Source organism: Zarconia sp. (genome assembly GCF_057467645.1).
Genome location: NZ_JBRJXU010000091.1, coordinates 1 through 18,893, shown reverse-complemented (window position 1 = coordinate 18,893; position 18,893 = coordinate 1). Strand labels below are relative to the sequence as shown.

The following is an 18,893-nucleotide window of genomic DNA, read 5'->3' as shown; positions in this document are numbered from 1 at the left end:
CACGACGATCGGTGTATCACGATTTTACGAGTCGATCTGCGTTGCACCCGCTCGTCGATCGCTCCGAGAACACTGACGGCCGAGAACGAAGCGATCGTCCTCGAGTTGAAACACTCCTTCCGCCTCCAGAATTGCCCCAGTCTCCCTCATTTTCACCCTCTCCTGAAGAGCTGATGACCGAGAAGGAATAGTATACGTCTCGAAGGGGAAACTGGTCGGAGCGTTGGGATGCACCGGTAAACCCCCCGATCCGAGAATGACGAAACGACCGCGCTGGCTCGAACTTGGGTTCAAACAACCTCGAGCGAGAATGTTCTCGACATCGAGGATTGATGAAGACAGTTCCACCAACCCCGAACTCGGGTCGATATCGGGGGTGTTAATCGTCACCGTACCGCTGAATTGAGATCCTTGTTCGGAACTGGCGGTGATGTCGCTGTTTGGGGTGTCGTTCTCTCGAAATGCCGTGCCGAAAAGACCTCGGGCGGCAACACTCACTCGACCGCCAAAACTTTCTTCGGCATTGGCGGTAATATCGCTATTGTCGAGTGCTACCAAGGTATTCGTGTCGATGGTAATGTTGCCTCCGGAGGCGGACTCCGTTGAATTGGTGGTAATGCGGCTGCCATCGCGCAGTACGATCGCCGAAGCGTTTAGGGTAATATTGCCCTGTGCCCCAGCCGCCGTCGCTGCTGTTAGTTCTCCACCGCCCTCGAGTTGAATGTCTGTGGCGGTAATCTCCAAATTCCCGGCACTACCGCTTCCCCGACTATTTGCAGCCACCTGCGCACCCTCTCGAACGCTCAGTCGATTGGTTTCAATGCGAACGTTTCCGGCATTGCCACCACCCAGAAGACTGATACTGCGACTAGAGATCGCCGTCGGCAACTGACCGTCGGGGGAGGTGCCGCTCAGTTCGATCGTCTCGGCATCGATCTGTAACATCCCCCCCCGACCCAAACCGAAGGTCTCAGTCGCCACAAAAGCTCCATCTCGCAACACCAGCCGAGGTGTTGTTAATCTTAAATCTCCAGCATCGGCGACCACCACCGTCCCCGTAGTAATCGAAGTATTGAAAAAGTTATCCGGTGCTGCCGTGGCCCTCACGGTTTCTCCCCCCCGTAACTCGATCGACTCCGAGGCATTCACCGTCAGATTCCCTCCTCGCCCCGAATCGATCGTGCCGGAGTTAATTTGGGCGCGATCGCTCAACTCAATGGTGCGCGCGTTGACGGTTAAATCCCCTGCATCTCCGTCGGCAAGGGTTCCTGTGGAGAGCGTCGTCCCAAAGGTGAGGATGGGATTGACTAAAAACGGTTGAGCGCGGGTTAGCTCGATTGTGTCTGCCTCAACGGTTAAATCGCCCCCTCGACTCGCTCCTAAGGTGGTTGCCAGCACCAATCCGTTCTCTTGGAGCAATAACCGGTCTGTCGAAAGGGTCAGGTTGCCGCCAACTCCCATCCCCCCCACTCCATTGGCCGTGGCAATGAAAGCCGTCGTCACCTCAACCCTCTGGGCAGCTTGGACGCTCAAAGCTCCAGAATCTCCGGCATTCGGGCCCTGAGCTCCGTTGAGAATCGCGGCATTTTGGCGAACCACCAGTCGAGAAGTGTCAACGGCAATTTCTCCGGCATTCCCCATCCCCAAGGTTAAATTAAACAGACCCGTCACCCGAAGATTGAATGGAGTCGCATCTCCCGATGTAAATTGTTGGATGGTTTGGGTAAAGTCCCCCGTCCCTGTCAATTCGACAGATTCGGTAGTATTGACGGTGATGTTGCCTCCAGCTTCCGTTCCTTGAGTCACGGATATGACTCGCGCCAGATCGCTCATTTGCAGATTCCGCGCCACAATTTGGATATCGCCACCTCCCGTCCCAGTAACATTAACATCTGTTGCTCTGAGTTGAATGTCACCAAAATCGATCGCTCCACCATCATTAGACCCAGCATAATTAAAGTCCAAACTGCGATCGCCCCGGGCAAAATGAACCTCTCCATGGCGAATGCTACCGAGTTCGATCCGTCCTCCTAATGTGGTAGCCGTCGGAATACCTTCAACTTCAATAAAAGGACTTCCCCCAGCCACGAGAGTGCCTCCAGAAAGGGCAATATCTCCCCCCACCAACGCCAGAGTTTGACCCGTGGGAACGGTAAGATTCGCGCCGTTGCTGGTAATCGACCCTGAATTCGACCCATCCCATTGCAACCCCACCGGCACGCTCACCGTCAGTAGCGGTGTATCGCCACCAGTGGTTAAAAACTCGCTGCCGTCGGCAAAATTTACCCCACTGGCCGTACTGGCAACGAAGGAACCGCCGATCTCGAGTTGGGCGTTGGCACCAAAGTGAATGCCGTTAGGGTTAACCAAAAATAGGTTAGCACTGCCGTTAGTACGAAGGATGCCATCGATGTGGGAAAGTTGACCTCCGGTAACGCGGGTGATGATATTTTCAACCCTCGGCGCGTTGTCAAAATGAGCGGTTTCTCCGGTACGAACATTAAACTCGCTGAAGCTGTGAAAAAGATTGCTCCCGGTTTGAGTGCCATCGGCGATCCGTTGAAGGTTACCGTTTGTAGTGACGGTAGAATTTTGCGGCAGGGTTCCATCAGGGAGAATTTGGGCGAGGACGCGATCGGGTGGGAAGAGCATCCCAACGCTAAAACCCGCACTCAGACAAGACGCTATGGAAACCCAGCGCTCAAATCGAATCATGAGACGTTGGTGTAACGGTATCTATCGGTATAACACGATTGAAAAATCGGCGATCGGGGCGTGCTCCTTTTCAGTCATTTCACCTGCGAGGAATCGATCGTTATGGTCGATAATCGCTTGTACCGCACGCGCTACCTGTTCGTCACTTGCTCCGTTCACCCTCAGGGGGTTTTAAAACATAAAACACGCCCTAACCGCCTTGGCGACGGCTATAAAATTCATCTCCATGCCATCTAGCTGTCACAGGAACGTCACACCCTCAAATTACTGTAGAAAGTGTCAGCCCGATCGCGTTCGTTCCTCAATCTTCCGGGCTGACACCCAAATCTCTTGCATTAGTGAACAGGGTGTGCGATCGCAAATTTGGTGACTCCGCGCGTTACCGCGCAAATTCTAACCCCCATGATGTGGGTTGGGTCTTTTAGAGCTTCAACCTTGAGACCTAAGCTGTTGGGGATGGTCCGAATACCCGATCGATATCGATTCTACCCACCCAACCCAACTTCAACGTGAAATGTCTACAAAAGCTCAAAGCGATGAATAACAGATCTCAAGATAAAACGAACCTTTCATTCTCAACCCCATCCACCATTCGCTATCTGGCACTGACCCTCCTCGGTGCGGGTATCCTCTCGGGATGTGCCCGTCTGGCAGCCTCACCCCGCACGGAGAATCCTACCGATGGCACCCAAGTCACCACCACGACCCCAGTTGTTGCCCAATCGACGACTCCATCCCCCACTCGCGGCATCGTTCCTCAGAATTTCGTCACCGAAGTTGTCGATATTGTCGGACCGGCAGTGGTGCGCATCGATACCCAGCGCACCGTCAGTAACCGCTTTCGAGATGAGTTCGACGATCCCTTTTTCCAACCGTTTTTCCGAGGACAAACCCCCTCCCAGCCGGAAGTACAATCGGGAACCGGCTCGGGTTTCATTCTCGAAGCAGACGGTCAAATCGTCACCAACGCCCACGTCATCGATGGGGCGGATGTTGTCAGCGTCACTCTCAAAGACGGTCGCCGATTTGACGGTCGCGTCGTCGGTCGAGATACCGTCACCGATGTGGCGGTGATTCAAATCGATGCCAATGAAAATTTACCCGTTGTGAATTTGGGCGATTCCGACAATTTGCAACCGGGAGAATGGGCGATCGCCATTGGCAATCCCCTCGGTTTAGACAATACCGTCACCACTGGCATTATCAGCGCCACCGGGCGTTCTAGCTCTCAAGTGGGCGTTCCCGACAAGCGAGTGCAGTTCATCCAAACTGATGCCGCTATCAACCCCGGCAACTCCGGCGGTCCCCTGCTCAACCAAAACGGGGAAGCCATCGGGATGAATACTGCCATTCTCCAAGGGGCTCAGGGACTCGGTTTTGCCATTCCCATCGAAACCGTCAAGCAGATTGCCGACCAACTGGTTGCTAACGGAAAAGCCCAACATCCCTATTTGGGCATTCAAATGCTCACCCTCACCCCCGAAATGAGGCAAAACATCAACCAAGACCCCCGTGCCGGATTGCGGGTGAACGAAGATCGAGGGGTTTTAATTGTCCGGGTTGTGGGGAATTCGCCGGCAGATCGCGCGGGATTGCGATCGGGAGATATCGTCAAAACCATCAACGGCAAATCGGTAACCACCACCGACGACGTGCAAACAGCCGTTAGCGACGTGAGTGTCGGCAGCGAACTCCAAGTCGAGGTACAGCGCAACGGTCGCACCGTTGAAACCCGCATCCAAGCAGGCACGTTACCGCAAAGTTAACGTCAGTTTTGGATAAGACTGTTTCAGGTGAGGGCGGGGAATGGGGAATGGGGAATGGGGATGGAGTACTTTGCTCCCCAGCAACCAGATGTAGCCAGTGTTGTCGCTTCGCTCATTAAGAGGCAAGACGGCCGCCCGAACGTCATCCAGAGTCGGTATCCCGGCGAGGTAGCTTAACCAAAACTGACGTTAGGTAGGGTGTGTCTAATTTCTTGACCCACGGGGTTTTTGAGCGATCGCACTGAGTATTTTTTCCGATCCACCCCAGTCACGGGTCATTCTGATAGCGCTCGAACCCCAAGACCGACCCACGATCGCACCTTCGTCACCGGCTCATGAATAATCCAGGTTAAATCGAGGGAAGGGGGTTGAAGCCCCCGCGTCGTCCTAACTCCCGGTTGAAACACGGGAGTTGCGGATTGCCCGTACTTCTTTAGGTCAACACGGGCGTTTCTTCCCAGCGACCCACAGCTTTTCCGAACACTGCCAGTTCTTGCATCAAGTCATCGAAGGCTGCGGGAGTCAGGGATTGCGCCCCGTCGGAGAGGGCTTTGGGGGGGTTGGGATGCACTTCGATCATCAAGGCATCGGTTCCGGCCGCGATCGCCGCTTTCGCCATTGTGGGGACCAGAGTTGCCCACCCCGTCCCGTGGCTGGGGTCGATGGTAATCGGCAGGTGGGTGAGGTTCCGCAGCACTGGAATCGCCGATAAATCGAGGGTATTGCGGGTGTATTGGCGATCGAAAGTGCGAATTCCCCGCTCGCACAAGATCACGTTAGGATTGCCCGCAGCCAGAACGTACTCGGCTGCCATCAGCCATTCCTGAATCGTGGCAGACATCCCCCGCTTGAGTAGCACTGGCTTATCTTGCGCCCCCACTTTTTTCAGCAGGGGGAAATTTTGCATATTGCGCGCGCCGATTTGCAGGACGTCGGCTACTTCGGCAATCTTGGGGATATCTGCTGCATCCATGACTTCGGTAATGATGCCCAAACCGGAGGCTTCCCGCGCGGCTGCGAGTAAATCGAGGGCGCTTTCTCCGTGACCTTGGAAAGCGTAGGGAGAGGTACGCGGTTTGAACGCACCCCCTCGCAGGAACTTCGCCCCAGCGGCTTTCACCCGACGGGCTGTCTCGACGATCATCTCTTCGTTTTCCACAGAACAGGGACCGGCAATGGTCACGACGGGGTGATGCTCGCCGAAAATAACGTTGCCCTCGGGGGTCGAGACGCTCACTTCGCTGGCCTCACCGTGGCGGTACTCGCGGCTGGCGCGTTTGTAAGGGGCTTCGACTCGCAGGACGTTTTCGATCCAGGGACTCATTTCTCGCAGCAGCAGGGGATCGAGTTCTGCGGTATCTCCCACTAAGCCGACGACGACTTTATAGCGTCCGACAATTTTCTCCGGGGTAAATCCTCGGTTTTCGAGTTCCCCACTGAGGCGATCGATTTCGGCTTCTGGCGTACCGACTTTCATGACAATAATCATGTTAGAACTCCCCAATGAACGATTTGGATTAAAAGGTTAAATTGAGAGACATTTTTGAGCTTTTGCTTAACCCTTTGAAATGGCAAAAACCCTAAGCGACGAGGGGAAAAACTCCGCTCGCTCACATTTCAAATTGAATCGACCCGAAGTTTTCGATACGATCGATTAAACCGCGATCGGCGCGAAAAAGGCTGCCAGATTGGCACGAACTTCCAACAGGTTGACACGGTGTCCGTCTAACAGTGCAAATCCCACAGTTGGAGCTAAATGGTGGTCGATAAAGTTTATTCTAGCGTACTTATTCTGAGTTGAAGGGTAGACAGTTGGGGGATAAAAAATGAGGACAAGAGGTATTTTCCCCTTGTCCGATCGGTTTGACTTGCAGTATGGGTGCGACGTAATTACTTCTTCTGCCGCGACTCTTTCCAATCTTTATAGACTCGCCCGATATTCGTTTTAAACTCAGACCAACCGACCTTCGAGCCTTCTTGTCGTTCGTCCCAAGAAGCTGAAAAAACGCCGTAACTCAATCCCAACACGCCCAAGCCCAAAAAGCCCATGCTCACCAACAAAACAGCCACGTTCGGCAAAGGAAACCACTCGCGGGTAACAATGAAGTAGCTGCCCACCAAAGTCCCCATCCCCATAACGGTGGGAACTCCACTGAATAAACCCATTCGAGTTATCATTCTTCGGCTGACAGCTTCTGGAATGGTGGTTTGTTCTTTGGAAGCGTTAGACTTTTTGCCTTTGGCTTTCTTCCCTTTCTCGTTGGAATTAGAAGATTGGGAAGAGCGCCGTTCTACTTTTTTGGCAGACTTTTCCGATGTTGGAGTTTCAGATTTAGAACTATCCTGTGGAGCAGATTTCTTCGGTTTTTTTTTCGGCTCGAAGGGTAGGGGGTTGCGTTGGGAGTCAGAGGGCATAGTAGCAGTTTAACCGCGAATTCCGAGACGACCGATGAGGGCGCGATAGTGCGCTTCATCTTGTTTCATGATATATGCCAGCAGGCTCTTGCGCCGTCCGATCATTTTCATCAACCCGCGCTGGGAGGAATAATCTTTCTTATTTTTTCTCAGGTGCAAGCTCAGGTTATTGATGCGTTCGGTGAGCATGGCAACTTGCAAATCCGCCGACCCCGTATCGGTTTCGTGGATTTGATACTCGGCCATAATTTCTTGCTTTTTCGTTTGTGAGAGGGGCATACGATGAAATTAATTGTATAAATTCAGCAGCTTTCAATCATAACACGCCCGAATTCTCAACGAACAGCTTTAGATTGGACTAGGGACAAAACGTCTAGAGGATTCTACGCGGTTCGTATGTCCTCTCCCTTTTGGCAACTTTCTCCCGACCCATTCACGCCGGATCTCAGAAGCTCAAACCCTTAGCGTCTCCTGACTTCATGCGACCTGTTCCCCGTTGCCCTTCCACACCCTGGGTTTTAGATCGTTTCAAATTTCTGGCAGATCGAATAAAATCGTCGTCATGTAACGCTCGGCCCACTGGGTTCCAAAGGCTTTTTCTAAAACCCGGCGAGTTTTATCGTTTTTTTGTTGTTTGCGACAGTAGTACTGTTGACCGGCGATAATTTGAGCTTGTCGCTCTCCGGTGACGGGCTGTGTAGAGATAGCCTGTTGGCAGTGAATTTCGAGATATTGCTCGACCCGGTTTAAAAACAGGTTTTCTTCAGCCAGATCGCTCGGTCTCACGAACACGCAAAACTCCGAAAAAATATCTCCCCAAGGGGGTAGCGCTCGCGGTTGAGTAAAGTTCGATGCTTGGAGAGCGCTCAGACTCTGCCGGTATTCCCGAGATAGAGTCCGTCCGTCGGTAACCGGAGACAAATCCACCACGGCCGCACTAATTTGCCCCCGTCCCCCCACCAAGTCCGTACCGAACATGGGTAATGGATAGTTGGAGCGCGGAAACATCACGCAATGCAAAATATCGAGAGAGTTGCCGATTTGAGCCAGTTCCAGATGCATTTTCCGAAACTGAGGGGCTTGATAGCCTCGATTCTCGATGGTTAACTTTTCGCCTTCCAAACGTCCCTCAACATACCCTAAATCTTCTGGAAGCTGATAAGGCGATAGCTCGAGATAGCGATGCCAAATTTCCTCAATTGAATCAGCTAACTGGCGAATTAAAGGATGTTGTTTCTCCCGAAGAGATGGAATGGGGGTTTCGGCAAGTGACATAGATAGTTTTATCGATAATTTTAGAAAAGAGTATGGTTGTGGAAAGGCAAAGGCTAGCTCGATCGTACTCTTTTCACTTTAATCTAAATTGCGATCGCCGATCGTGGCGAAACTCGCACCCAAAACGGTTGCGTCCCAGAAGATTTCAACTTCGATTGCGGTAACACTCGATGGGCGATCGTTATCGCTCGTTGGTAAAAATGCAAAAATGCGATGTGCGACTTTAAGCCAAGCCATGTTGCGAGCGAGCCGATGGTATCTCCCTTTCCCCTTTCCCCTTTCCCTTGTTCCGAGCTTTGTCAGGTTTTAGATAATGTAAGTTGCACGTGGCATTATTGGGGATTCGTTCTAATCGTGTTAAGAAAGGAGTAGGAGAAAACTCACAATCTCCGCTTCCTAAGTTTTCGATGGAGCTATGTCAGATCCGAAGATATCGGCGATCGTTTGTACGCACAATCGGGATGCGTATTTAGGAGCGGCGATCGATAGTTTACTCGCCCAAGACTTCGACGATTTTGAAGCGATCGTCGTTGATAATGCATCCACCGATCGCACGAGGGCAATTGTTGAAGAACGCTTGCCTCATCCTCGCCTGCGGTACGTTTGGGAACCGACAGTGGGTTTGTCAGTCGCTCGCAATACAGGTGCGCGGGAAACGACCGCTCCGGTTATCGCTTATTTAGACGATGATGCCGTGGCCAGTCCTTCTTGGCTGAGCAGTCTCTATCGAGCTTACCAAAATTGCGAACGTCTGGTCGTTGCTGGTGGCAAAGTGACGCTCTTGTGGCCTGAGGGGGTGCGACCGCCCAAGTGGTTATCTCCAGGATTAGCTGGAAACCTCGGTGCTTACGATTTGGGGGAAACCCTCGTGGATATTCAAATTCCCGGTTTGACGCCGAGGGGTTTAAACTACTCGATCCGGCGCACCTTCCTCGAACACATTGGTGGCTTCGACACCAACCTCGGTCGCATCGGTAAGCGATTGCTTTCTAATGAAGAACTGTTTGTCACCGAAAAAGCTTTAGAAGGCGGTTGGCAAGTGGCATACCTTCCCGAAGCTCGAGTTGCCCACAATGTCTCCCCCGAACGCCTGTATCGGTCTTGGTTTTTGAAACGGGGTTGGTGGCAGGGCATCAGCGAGTGCTATCGAGAACAACTTGCCGGTCAAGCCGGTTGGCAACAGTTGCCACGGGGAGGAGAACGCATGATTCGCGGACTCTATAACGGTCTGAAATATATCACCGATCCCGCACGACGATTTGATAATTTAGTTTACGCCTACGGTCAAATTGGCTATCTGGGCGCTGCCATCGGGGGGATGCTCTCAACATCCCAAACCACGAAGCCTTCTTAATATCGCGTGAGTGGTGCCGACCGCAGTTATCCCGACATCGTGCATCTTTCGCTTTGTACTTGTGAAACGACGAACGCGCTCAAGCGCAAATTGCTAACCCTTTAGCTGCCTAATGTTATGACTTCCACCTCTGATAAAGTAGCCGTTTCCGTTCTGATCCCTGCCAAAAATGAGGAAGCCAATCTGCCGGCCTGTTTGACCAGCGTGGCGAGGGCCGATGAAGTCTTCGTGGTCGATTCCCAAAGTGAAGATCGCACCGGCGAAATCGCCGAAAGTTACGGGGCAACCGTGGTGCAGTTTCACTTTAACGGGTCTTGGCCGAAAAAGAAGAACTGGTCTTTGGACAATCTGCCGTTTCGGAATGAATGGGTTTTGATTGTCGATTGCGACGAACGGATTCCCCCAGAACTTTGGGATGAAATTACCGAGGCGATCGCCAACCCCGACTACGATGGGTACTATCTCAACCGTCGCGTCTTTTTCTTGGGAACCTGGATTCGTCATGGGGGTAAGTATCCAGACTGGAACCTGCGCTTGTTCAAACACGCCAAAGGTCGATACGAAAACCTCAGCACGGAAGAAGTGCCCAATACCGGCGATAACGAAGTTCACGAACACGTGATTCTACCCACGACGGCGGGTTATCTGAAAAACGATATGCTCCACGAGGACTTCCGAGATATCTATCATTGGTTGGCGCGACACAACCGCTACTCGAACTGGGAAGCTCGAGTTTATTACAATCTACTGATGGGTCGCGGCGAGAGCGGTACCATCGGGGCGAATCTGTTTGGAGATGCAGTACAGCGCAAGCGTTTCCTGAAAACGGTATGGGTTCGACTGCCCTTTAAACCCTTCTTGCGATTTATTTTGTTCTACTTCATCCAACTGGGCTTTTTGGACGGTCGAGCCGGTTATATGTACGCTCGTTTGTTGAGTCAGTACGAGTTTCAGATTGGGGCGAAGCTATACGAGTTGCGAAACTGTGGCGGTCAGCTCAATGTCACCAAGGAAAAGCCAAAAAGGTCGCCCGTGATTCCTCAACTGGAATCTTCTCGCTAGTTGTGGGTTTGGGGGCTTTTGGCCCTCAACAACTGCTTGTGTGAATTAGATGCTAGAGTGACGCAAATTCGTTCAAATTCAGAAGTCGCTGGATTTGGGTACCACGTGGAATCCCCATAGGGTCAGGGTCAAATTTAATTCACATCAGGCATAAAATCTAAAATCTAAAATCTAAAATTCTCAACACCCCCCATGACTGATTCAGCCAACCTTGACGATCGACCTTTTGTCGATTTGCGCCAGTACGACCAATCCCAATTCGATCGCGGACGACCGAGTTGGTTCGTTCTGTTGTGGTGGCTGGTGCAGGCGATCGCCTTTCCCTTGAGCTTGCACAACTTCAATGGCTTTCGGTGCTGGCTGCTGCGACGGTTTGGGGCAAAAATCGGTCGGGGGGTACTCGTTCGGCCCACGGCTCGGTTTACCTATCCTTGGAAGGTGGAGATTGGCGACTATAGCTGGATCGGGGATGATGTGGTGTTCTACAGCCTCGATCGCATCTGCATCGGCACCCAGTGCGTCATCTCCCAGAAAACCTACCTTTGTACCGGGTCTCACGATATCCAAGATCCGGCTTTCGGTCTCAAGACCGCCCCAATTACCATCGGCAATGGGGTGTGGGTGGCCACGGATTGTTTTGTCGGGCTGGGGGTCACCATCGGTGCCAATGCAGTGGTGGGCGCGCGCAGCAGCGTATTTAGCAATTTGCCGGCGGCTCGGGTATGCCTGGGAACCCCCTGTCGTCCTCGATATCCCCGGCAACTGGGTGAGGAAAAGCAATACATTCGTTAACTTAATTTTTTTGTTTTTTGTAAACTGAGTTACTAAATTAAATTGATATTTTTGATACCCCTTGATCTAAGGGTTTAGATAGTTTAAGGTAAGTAGTCGGTCTCCAGATGAGAGGTCAAAAATACCGAAAGAAACACAAGTTATACAGTTCTGTAATATTACAAAACGATCGCTTTTGTTGAAGATTTTAAACGAACAGAGAAGCGAAACAAAGATCGAAAAAATTGGCAACTGACCAAACCTTAGAAAATATTAAAGTCTAGCAAGTCTGTTTGGGAAACCTGTAAAAAATAGAAGTAACTAAAACGATGTGAGTGCCGAGGTTTCGCAGTGGCGAAAAACCCGGTTTTTTTACGCTGGCGGAACTTCTTGCCTCAAGCTCCGCGTTCACCCTTGACAATTTCAATTGAAAAAAATGCATCAAATTTTAACGGCGGCTCCAGATTTTGCCCGAGCGGATAATTTGCGCGGATTAGCCGATCTCAATCGCGTCCGATTCGATCGATGGGGAATCACCTGCATCGCGTTGTTGGGTCGCCCTGGTGTCGGTAAAACCGCACTGCTCGATCGCACCCTGGCGGCTTTAAACGATCGACTCCAAGTCGCCACCATTGTTGGCGATCCGATCTGCGAACGGGAAGCCGATCGCTTGCGTTTGCAAGGCATTCCCACTCTGGCTCCACGAACCGGAAATACAGAGGGTCTCAACGCTCGAAGCATTGCTGAAAGTTTGGATCGGTTCGAGGGTCAATATACGCCATCTCACTTCGATCTCGTTTGGCTCGAAAAAAACCTCGATTCCGCCGATTCCAATCTCACCGCCGTGGGAGAACATCTGAAAGTCGCCCTACTCGATGCAACTCGGGGAGAAGACTTAATTGTCGATTGTCCCCTCCTCTTTCGAGAAGCAAACTGCGTACTGCTGACGAAAATCGATCGGGCTGCCGATGAGGGGGCGAACATCGAAGGAGCAATCGCCAATCTGCGGCAGATCGATTCCAAAATGCCGATTCTGCCGATTTCGAGCCACACCGGATTTGGACTCGAAGCGTGGCTGAATTGGGTGCGATTGCAGGTGGCTTTGCGAAACCAATCCGATAAAGCGGCCCGCCAGGAAACGATCGGCGTCGGTCGTGAGTCTCGCACCCAATAAACGCGACGAGCAAACCATCAACTCCATCTTCTTTTTATTCCCTCGATCGCTCGATCGAGGGATTCTGGTGAGTGGCGCGAGTTAGGATTAGGTAAGATGATGTCTGAGTTTTCAATCGGAGCCAACATCGAGATCGATGGCAAATTGTCGTTGACCGATCGACTCAGGCATCCCCGAGAGGAACATGGAGGAAAACGAGGGAGATTCAATGGGTATCGCATCCGAAAATATCGTAACGGTGTCGATCGTACTCATCGCTGTCGGCATACTGGCGGTGGGTTTTTATCGCTCTCGATCCTTTGGCAAATTGGGGATCGTATCCTGGTTGCAATCCGTTGCCTTGATGGCTCCCTGGTTGTTATTTTTCGGCCTATTCGCCCTTGGGATCTATATCAATTTGGCCGGTGTCTTATTTCTAATCGTCGTTTCCGCCGGAACCTATATTTTCCTAGGCAACAAACTCCGAACCCTCAGTCAAGACCCCGCGGGGCGCGCGCAGCTTGAAAAAATGCTGCGGACTAAAACTAACCCCACTCCCTCCCAACCAGAGGAAACCGAATCATCAGCAACCGATTCCACCAGCGCGAAAGAAACCCCAACCGCGAAAGAAACCCCAGTCGTTCCTACCGCGATCGTCGAACCGATCGCGATCCCCACGGAAGATCTAGAAAGCATCAAAGGGATTTTCGGCGTGGATACCTTCTTTGCCACCGATAGCGTTCCCTACCAAGATGGTGCGTATTTCCGAGGGAACCTGCGCGGCGAACCCGAAGCCGCCTACACCAAGCTGGCCCAAAAACTCAAAGAGCGCGTGGGAGATCGCTATCGTTTGTTTCTGGTTCCCGATCGCCAAGATAAGCCGATCGTGGTGGTTTTACCCAGTCGAAACGAACCCAAACCCCTGAGCACCACCCAAAAAGCCCTCGCTATCGGACTGGCAATCGCCACCTTTGCCACCACATTAGAAACGGCCGGCATCTTAATCGGGTTTGATTTTTTTAACGATCTCGGTCGCATCCAAGAGGTTCTACCGGTGAGTTTGGGGATTTGGGCCGTACTCATCGCCCACGAAATCGGTCATCAAGTCATGGCATCGCGCCACAACGTCCGCATCAGTTGGCCGTTTTTTATTCCCACCTGGCAAGTGGGTTCCTTTGGTGCCATCAATCGCTTCGAGTCTTTTTTAGCCGATCGAACGGTCTTGTTTGATGTTGCCATCGCCGGACCAGCTGCGGGGGGTTTGCTTTCTTTGGGTCTGTTGATGACGGGTTTGTATCTTTCCCATCCCGGTAGCCTGTTTCAGATTCCCTCGGATTTTTTCCAAGGTTCGATGCTGGTGGGAACCCTTGCCAAAGTCGTGCTGGGTTCGGCGTTGGAAGAATCCTTGGTGGATATTCACCCCCTGGTGGCAATTGGCTGGTTGGGATTGGTCATTAACGCCTTAAATTTAATGCCTGCGGGTCAGTTAGATGGAGGTCGGGCGATTCAAGCCATTTACGGCCGTCAAACTGCCGGACGCACCACCATCGCCACTCTGATCGTTTTGGGACTGGTCTCTCTGGTCAATCCGATCGCTCTCTATTGGGCGATCGTGATTCTGTTCTTGCAGCGCAATCTCGAAAGTCCTAGCCTCAACGAACTCATCGAACCGGACGATACCCGTGCAGCGTTGGTCTTACTGGCTTTATTTTTAACGATCGTGACGTTGATTCCTCTGACCCCTAGTGTGGCGGGAACCTTGGGGATTGGTGGATAGGCATCGGTATCCCGTTGCATTTTTTCTCCCCGGTGCTTTCCCAGTTCCCTGTGCTCAAATCCACCGGAATCTAAGAAACACCTCTGTGTAAGGGTGCTCTCCCTACCTTAAGAATGAGGGGTCATACCCCTTTAGGCTGTAATCCTTCATCCCAAACGGACAAAAGACCGAGACAATCGATGGTCAGTATACAAGCTTCTACCTAAATTCATGCAACCCGTTCAACTCCTGCCCGATGCAATTCCGGAGATGTTAGTTTCTGTTGCCCAAACCGGATATTTAACTGTTGCCGATCGCTACGGACTGATGGCAGCAATGCTTGATGATTCACTGACGGAAGAAGAAAGACTCGCCACCAATCGATTGCTGATGGCCGTCCGTCGAGGGCGAGTGAAGGTGGTCGATCGGATTTCTGCGGTCTTAGATGCGAGCATCTAAGTTCTTTTGACATTTCAAGAGAGCCAGTTGAGAGTTGCGTTGAAATCGAGAAACCTCGTCAGGTTTTCGCGCTCTTGCGATTGTCAATTCCATTGTTCCAAATTCGGAGCCTCTCGACTGGGAACTATAAACCCACCCCAACGGTATGTTTGAGGTGGGTTTATAGTTCTAGATGGGTTTTGAGGATCGGTCGCCGATTTCCCTTGTCGGATTTACTCGAACCTCAGTTTTGCATCAGAATGTTTCCGGTGATAGTGGGGAAGGGAGAATTCGGAATTCGGAAAAGGGAATGGAATACTTTCTTTCCCTCGCAGAAGATATATCCGAGTGTTTTCCCTCACGTCCCATCTACTTGTCGACTGCTCGAACGTCATCGAGAGTCAGCATGCCGGTGAGGCGACTTCAGCAAAACTGACGTTACTCGATCGAAATTGTTTGCGGTCCTTTGCTACTTCCGTTATTCATATTGGGGGAACTCGAAGGGGTTGAAGGAGAGGACGGCGAACCCGCTTGCTCGTCGAGCCAGCTTTTGACCGGATCTTCCCCAAGATTGAGTTGGAACGCGCCAGAGAAGAATCCACCCAGGAAAGCAATCGGTTCTCGGGTCAATTCTTGGAAAATCGGTTGTAACTCGTCGAAGAACATGATGAGTGATGATACTTAGGAGAGAACTCTTTCAACCGATCCTAGCGTGTTTTCACCCGACGCGCTCGATTTGCTCGGCGATCGACTCGAAAAATTCAGCCCGAGCGGGTAGCACAAGACGAATCGAGTTTCCCCCTCTCAAGGGAACGCAATTAACAGAACCCTTGACTTTCCGAAGACAAATCGAGTATTCAATTTACAATTGCAGATTCTTTAAAATTGCAGATTTAATAAATTCATATGACCGATCCTCGCGTTCTTTGTCTGGGTGAAATTTTGTTTGACTGCCTCGCAGATCGAGCCGGGGAGCCTCTCGAACGAGTTGAGTCGTGGACTCCCTATCCCGGAGGTGCTCCAGCAAACGTTGCTTGTGGTTTGGTGAAGTTAGGGACCTCCGCTGGGTTTATCGGCTGTATCGGGAACGATCGACCTGGAGAAGAGTTAGTGGAACTGCTGCTCAAAGTGGGAGTCGAGCCCACAGGAGTGCAGCGCCATCCGACTGCACCGACGCGGCAGGTTTACGTGTTGCGATCGAACGACGGCGATCGCATCTTTGCCGGCTTTGGGGATTTGCCGACGGATAAGTTTGCCGATACGCGCTTGCAGGCGGATGAGTTACCCGAGAAATTATTCGCTGGGGCGGAGTTTCTCGTGTTGGGAACCTTAGAGATGGCCTATCCGGAAACCCGTAGGGCGATCGAACGGGCTTTAGAGTTGGCAGATCGCCACTATACGAAAATCTTCCTCGATGTCAATTGGCGACCGGTTTTCTGGGACGATCGTGCTGAAGGGGAACGCGCTATCTGGAAGATGATGAGTCAGGTAGACTTTGTCAAACTTTCAGAAGAAGAGGCACAGTGGCTCTTCAAAACCACCGATGCCGAAACGATTTCCCATCGCCTCAACGATGTGGAAGGGGTTCTCGTCACCTTAGGGGAACGGGGTTGTTCTTACTGTTTGAACGATTTTGCCGGTCGAGTGGATGCGTTTCCCGTACAAGTGGAAGATACCACAGGAGCGGGGGATGGATTTGTTGCCGGGTTGTTGCATCAACTCTGCCGAAATGGCTCTAAGGGATTAACCGATGGAGCAACGGTGGAGCAAATCGTGACCTATGCCTGTGCGGTGGGGGCCCTGACGGCAACTAAACCGGGGGCGATCGCCGCTCAACCGGTCGCTGGCGAGGTCGAAGCATTTTTGCACTAGCATTACTCGATCTCCGTGTGCGATTCGTTTAAATTTAGGCTTGAATTCTGGCTGTAATTTGTAGGATAGAACGCAGTTCCGGCTGCGTTTCTATGCCAAACTCATCGGGAATAGGGAATAACGCCATGTGCAACTTAATTCTCCAAAATCCTCTCGCACGGGGGAACCTCCCTCAGTCCCTCCTGCGAGGAGGGAAGAAAGAAAGGAAGGGGGAAGGGGAAAAGGGGGATAAGTCTACTCGCTCACCATCCAAACGAGCGCAAAAAGAGCGCACACCGCGTGAATAGGGAATAGGGAATAGGCAATTGGGAATAGAAACAAATTATTTCTTCAATCGTGTCAATAAACTGACGACGAAGCGTTATGATTACCCGATCGTAAAAAACCGATCCCTGTCAGGGGAAAAGACCCCGGTAGGATTACACGTGTATCCTGACTGAAGTAATGATGACGATCGCCATACTGCAAATCGTAAGAACAGCTAGCGCCCCCGTTGCCCGAAAAATGCTCTAACCTGTAGTCTAATCCTGAATCCTCACACAAGACTTGTCGAGCTTTTATCTTTTTTAGCATATGCTAACTCGCAAAGATATTGCGTTTTATCTCGAAGATATTGAAACCCCGCTGGGTCGCACGATTTCTTTGACGATTTTGGGTTTAATTCTGATATCGGCGCTGGGTTTTGTGGCTCAAACCTATACATTACCGGATGAGGTTTTAATTCAGCTCAAACGGCTAGATTTGGCAATCGTGATTTTATTTTCGATCGAATATCTAATTCGTTTGGGCGTCGCTGAAAATCCAATCAAGTTTTTTTTTAGCTTAAATGCATTAATCGAACTATTCGTTATTCTCCCATTTGTTTTGGGTTTGGGAAATACTTTATTTATTCGAATTTTTCGCTGGTTTCGAATTTTACGCTTGATTCGATTTTTAGATTTAGAGTTTTCGATTTTTAGAATCACCACAGAAGACGGGCTAATTTTATCGAAGATATTATTTACCCTATTCACGATTGTGTTTATTTATTCGGGGTTAATCTATCAGGTAGAACATCCCCAAAACCCCGAACTATTTCGCAACTTTCTCGATGCCTTTTATTTTTCCGTCGTCACGATGACGACTGTGGGATTTGGCGATGTTACGCCATTATCGGAAATGGGGCGATGCTTGACGTTGCTGATGATTATCACGGGAGTGGCGATCGTCCCGTGGCAGTTGCGAGAATTGATTCAGCAACTCATCAAAGCGGCGAATTATATCCAAAATCCCTGCGAAAATTGCGGTTGGTCCAGTCACGATGCCGATGCATTGTTTTGCAAGCGATGTGGGACGAAATTAGATAAAGAGTTAGAGAAAGAGTCGAATTCGATCGAAACATGAAAAATGTGGATAAAATCCAAACATCCCGGCTGATTTTACGGCGATGGCAAGAAAGCGATCGCGCACCGTTTGCCCAACTGAATGCCGATCCTCGGGTGATGGAATATATGCCCGGACTGTTATCTGCCCATGAAAGTAACGATATGGTCGATCGGATCGAAAATCATTTTCGAGATCGCGGATTTGGTTTATATGCCGTCGAACTCGCCTCCACCCAAACTTTTATCGGATTTATCGGCTTATCCGTACCGCGCTTCGAGGCATCTTTCACCCCCTGCGTGGAAATCGGCTGGCGGTTGGCATTCAACTATTGGGGCAACGGATATGCCACAGAAGGGGCCGCTTCCGTCCTGGACTATGCCTTTACTCAACTCCAGTTACCCCAAGTGGTTTCCTTTACCGTCCCGGCAAATCGGCGATCGCGCCGGGTAATGGAACGCATCGGTTTGGAGTTTGCGGGCACTTTCAATCATCCGGCATTGCCATCGGGACATCTCCTGGAAAAACACGTTCTCTACGCAACTGCTAATGGTTCGTAGCTAAATGCTTACCTTATTTCTCTGTTTCAAAAATTAACCCCCCGGATAAGTCCGAGGGGTGGAAGGATGGTTTCTAATTAATTTGATTTGACTCGATGGGTAGGGCGCCATCGCGTGGGATTGCGGTCACCTAACCATTAAGCCGTTTCTAATTAATACTGATTTTTTCCACAAGATCCCAAATGGGTTCTATAAGAGGGAGCCTGCGCCCAATAAAAAACGCCCTCCCGCGAGGGGAGAGCGTTTTTAAATTTTAGACCTTGTTCTCAAAGTCTAATTTAGAAACATCTAAATTAGCCGTTGATGGAAGGAGCAGTCAGAGCCACGGGGGCCGACTCACCAGCAGCCAAGTCTAAGGGGAAGTTGTGAGCGTTGCGCTCGTGCATGACTTCCA

Annotated in this window: 18 protein-coding genes; 10 read left to right on the top strand and 8 right to left on the bottom strand. The window is 51.1% G+C overall.

All coding sequences use genetic code 11. The annotated features are described in order from the left end of the window. Positions 1–24 precede the first annotated feature (24 nt). Positions 25–2,715 (bottom strand): two-partner secretion domain-containing protein, encoded by a 2,691-nt coding sequence (locus AC2215_RS13450; protein WP_486810523.1) that lies wholly within the window; start codon positions 2,713–2,715, stop codon positions 25–27. A 536-nt stretch (positions 2,716–3,251) separates the two neighbouring features. On the opposite strand from AC2215_RS13450, the gene AC2215_RS13445 reads away from it, so the two are divergent. Continuing rightward, entirely contained in the window at positions 3,252–4,481 is a 1,230-nt protein-coding gene (locus AC2215_RS13445; protein ID WP_486810522.1) for an HhoA/HhoB/HtrA family serine endopeptidase, read from the top strand. Between the two features lie 433 nt (positions 4,482–4,914). Here the strand turns inward: AC2215_RS13445 and aroF are convergent, their stop codons facing one another. The 5 genes from aroF to AC2215_RS13420 all read right to left on the bottom strand — a co-directional run bounded on the left by aroF (position 4,915) and on the right by AC2215_RS13420 (position 8,408). After that, positions 4,915–5,970 (bottom strand): 3-deoxy-7-phosphoheptulonate synthase, encoded by a 1,056-nt coding sequence (gene aroF, locus AC2215_RS13440; protein ID WP_486810521.1) that lies wholly within the window; start codon positions 5,968–5,970, stop codon positions 4,915–4,917. 401 nt (positions 5,971–6,371) lie between these two features. Beyond that, positions 6,372–6,896 carry a photosystem II biosynthesis protein gene (locus tag AC2215_RS13435; RefSeq protein ID WP_486810520.1) on the bottom strand — a complete coding sequence of 175 codons (525 nt, stop codon included), beginning with the start codon at positions 6,894–6,896 and terminating at the stop codon, positions 6,372–6,374. Positions 6,897–6,905: 9 nt separating this feature from the next. Then, a complete protein-coding gene (gene rpsO / locus AC2215_RS13430; protein ID WP_486810519.1) occupies positions 6,906–7,175 on the bottom strand; it encodes a 30S ribosomal protein S15 in 270 nt (89 codons plus the stop codon). Between the two features lie 249 nt (positions 7,176–7,424). Further along, entirely contained in the window at positions 7,425–8,171 is a 747-nt protein-coding gene (locus AC2215_RS13425) for a phycocyanobilin:ferredoxin oxidoreductase (RefSeq protein WP_486810518.1), read from the bottom strand. A gap of 78 nt (positions 8,172–8,249) precedes the next feature. Beyond that, entirely contained in the window at positions 8,250–8,408 is a 159-nt protein-coding gene (locus AC2215_RS13420) for a hypothetical protein (RefSeq protein WP_486810517.1), read from the bottom strand. A gap of 178 nt (positions 8,409–8,586) precedes the next feature. Here AC2215_RS13420 and AC2215_RS13415 point away from each other — a divergent pair, with 178 nt between their 5' ends. From AC2215_RS13415 to AC2215_RS13390, 6 genes are all read left to right on the top strand, one after another. Next, on the top strand, positions 8,587–9,525 hold the full coding sequence (locus AC2215_RS13415) for a glycosyltransferase family 2 protein (protein ID WP_486810516.1): 939 nt from the start codon (positions 8,587–8,589) through the stop codon (positions 9,523–9,525). A 117-nt stretch (positions 9,526–9,642) separates the two neighbouring features. After that, entirely contained in the window at positions 9,643–10,587 is a 945-nt protein-coding gene (locus tag AC2215_RS13410) for a glycosyltransferase family 2 protein (RefSeq protein ID WP_486810515.1), read from the top strand. Between the two features lie 192 nt (positions 10,588–10,779). Further along, positions 10,780–11,379, top strand: coding sequence for a hormogonium polysaccharide biosynthesis acetyltransferase HpsU (gene hpsU / locus AC2215_RS13405; RefSeq protein WP_486810514.1), 600 nt, complete (start codon positions 10,780–10,782; stop codon positions 11,377–11,379). Positions 11,380–11,794: 415 nt separating this feature from the next. Continuing rightward, a complete protein-coding gene (gene hypB, locus AC2215_RS13400; RefSeq protein ID WP_486810513.1) occupies positions 11,795–12,532 on the top strand; it encodes a hydrogenase nickel incorporation protein HypB in 738 nt (245 codons plus the stop codon). A gap of 208 nt (positions 12,533–12,740) precedes the next feature. After that, on the top strand, positions 12,741–14,288 hold the full coding sequence (locus AC2215_RS13395; RefSeq protein ID WP_486810512.1) for a site-2 protease family protein: 1,548 nt from the start codon (positions 12,741–12,743) through the stop codon (positions 14,286–14,288). Positions 14,289–14,498: 210 nt separating this feature from the next. Next, complete coding sequence (locus AC2215_RS13390; protein WP_486810511.1) at positions 14,499–14,726, top strand: hypothetical protein; 228 nt, start codon at positions 14,499–14,501, stop codon at positions 14,724–14,726. Positions 14,727–15,143: 417 nt separating this feature from the next. Here AC2215_RS13390 and AC2215_RS13385 read toward each other — a convergent pair whose 3' ends face one another. Beyond that, positions 15,144–15,371 carry a ssl0294 family protein gene (locus tag AC2215_RS13385; RefSeq protein WP_486810510.1) on the bottom strand — a complete coding sequence of 76 codons (228 nt, stop codon included), beginning with the start codon at positions 15,369–15,371 and terminating at the stop codon, positions 15,144–15,146. A 240-nt stretch (positions 15,372–15,611) separates the two neighbouring features. On the opposite strand from AC2215_RS13385, the gene AC2215_RS13380 reads away from it, so the two are divergent. The 3 genes from AC2215_RS13380 to AC2215_RS13370 all read left to right on the top strand — a co-directional run bounded on the left by AC2215_RS13380 (position 15,612) and on the right by AC2215_RS13370 (position 18,499). Then, a complete protein-coding gene (locus tag AC2215_RS13380) occupies positions 15,612–16,577 on the top strand; it encodes a carbohydrate kinase family protein (protein ID WP_486810509.1) in 966 nt (321 codons plus the stop codon). Positions 16,578–17,150: 573 nt separating this feature from the next. Continuing rightward, on the top strand, positions 17,151–17,960 hold the full coding sequence (locus AC2215_RS13375; protein ID WP_486810508.1) for an ion transporter: 810 nt from the start codon (positions 17,151–17,153) through the stop codon (positions 17,958–17,960). After that, on the top strand, positions 17,957–18,499 hold the full coding sequence (locus tag AC2215_RS13370; protein ID WP_486810507.1) for a GNAT family N-acetyltransferase: 543 nt from the start codon (positions 17,957–17,959) through the stop codon (positions 18,497–18,499). Before AC2215_RS13375 ends, AC2215_RS13370 begins: the two co-directional genes overlap by 4 nt. A 293-nt stretch (positions 18,500–18,792) precedes the next feature. Here AC2215_RS13370 and AC2215_RS13365 read toward each other — a convergent pair. Then, positions 18,793–18,893, bottom strand: a 101-nt coding sequence (locus tag AC2215_RS13365) for a photosystem II protein D1 (protein WP_486810536.1), incomplete at its 5' end; no start/stop codon positions are given.

Bases quoted from the DNA above. Each gene is read 5' to 3' on its own strand.
- AC2215_RS13390 (WP_486810511.1), top strand. From the start codon at position 14,499: ATGCAACCCGTTCAACTCCTGCCCGATGCAATTCCGGAGATGTTAGTT.
- AC2215_RS13380 (WP_486810509.1), top strand. From the start codon at position 15,612: ATGACCGATCCTCGCGTTCTTTGTCTGGGTGAAATTTTGTTTGACTGC.
- AC2215_RS13445 (WP_486810522.1), top strand. From the start codon at position 3,252: ATGAATAACAGATCTCAAGATAAAACGAACCTTTCATTCTCAACCCCA.
- hypB (WP_486810513.1), top strand. From the start codon at position 11,795: ATGCATCAAATTTTAACGGCGGCTCCAGATTTTGCCCGAGCGGATAAT.
- AC2215_RS13450 (WP_486810523.1), bottom strand. From the start codon at position 2,715: ATGATTCGATTTGAGCGCTGGGTTTCCATAGCGTCTTGTCTGAGTGCG.
- aroF (WP_486810521.1), bottom strand. From the start codon at position 5,970: ATGATTATTGTCATGAAAGTCGGTACGCCAGAAGCCGAAATCGATCGC.
- AC2215_RS13375 (WP_486810508.1), top strand. From the start codon at position 17,151: ATGCTAACTCGCAAAGATATTGCGTTTTATCTCGAAGATATTGAAACC.
- AC2215_RS13370 (WP_486810507.1), top strand. From the start codon at position 17,957: ATGAAAAATGTGGATAAAATCCAAACATCCCGGCTGATTTTACGGCGA.
- AC2215_RS13385 (WP_486810510.1), bottom strand. From the start codon at position 15,371: ATGTTCTTCGACGAGTTACAACCGATTTTCCAAGAATTGACCCGAGAA.
- rpsO (WP_486810519.1), bottom strand. From the start codon at position 7,175: ATGCCCCTCTCACAAACGAAAAAGCAAGAAATTATGGCCGAGTATCAA.
- AC2215_RS13435 (WP_486810520.1), bottom strand. From the start codon at position 6,896: ATGCCCTCTGACTCCCAACGCAACCCCCTACCCTTCGAGCCGAAAAAA.
- AC2215_RS13395 (WP_486810512.1), top strand. From the start codon at position 12,741: ATGGGTATCGCATCCGAAAATATCGTAACGGTGTCGATCGTACTCATC.
- AC2215_RS13410 (WP_486810515.1), top strand. From the start codon at position 9,643: ATGACTTCCACCTCTGATAAAGTAGCCGTTTCCGTTCTGATCCCTGCC.
- AC2215_RS13425 (WP_486810518.1), bottom strand. From the start codon at position 8,171: ATGTCACTTGCCGAAACCCCCATTCCATCTCTTCGGGAGAAACAACAT.
- AC2215_RS13420 (WP_486810517.1), bottom strand. From the start codon at position 8,408: ATGGCTTGGCTTAAAGTCGCACATCGCATTTTTGCATTTTTACCAACG.
- hpsU (WP_486810514.1), top strand. From the start codon at position 10,780: ATGACTGATTCAGCCAACCTTGACGATCGACCTTTTGTCGATTTGCGC.
- AC2215_RS13415 (WP_486810516.1), top strand. From the start codon at position 8,587: ATGTCAGATCCGAAGATATCGGCGATCGTTTGTACGCACAATCGGGAT.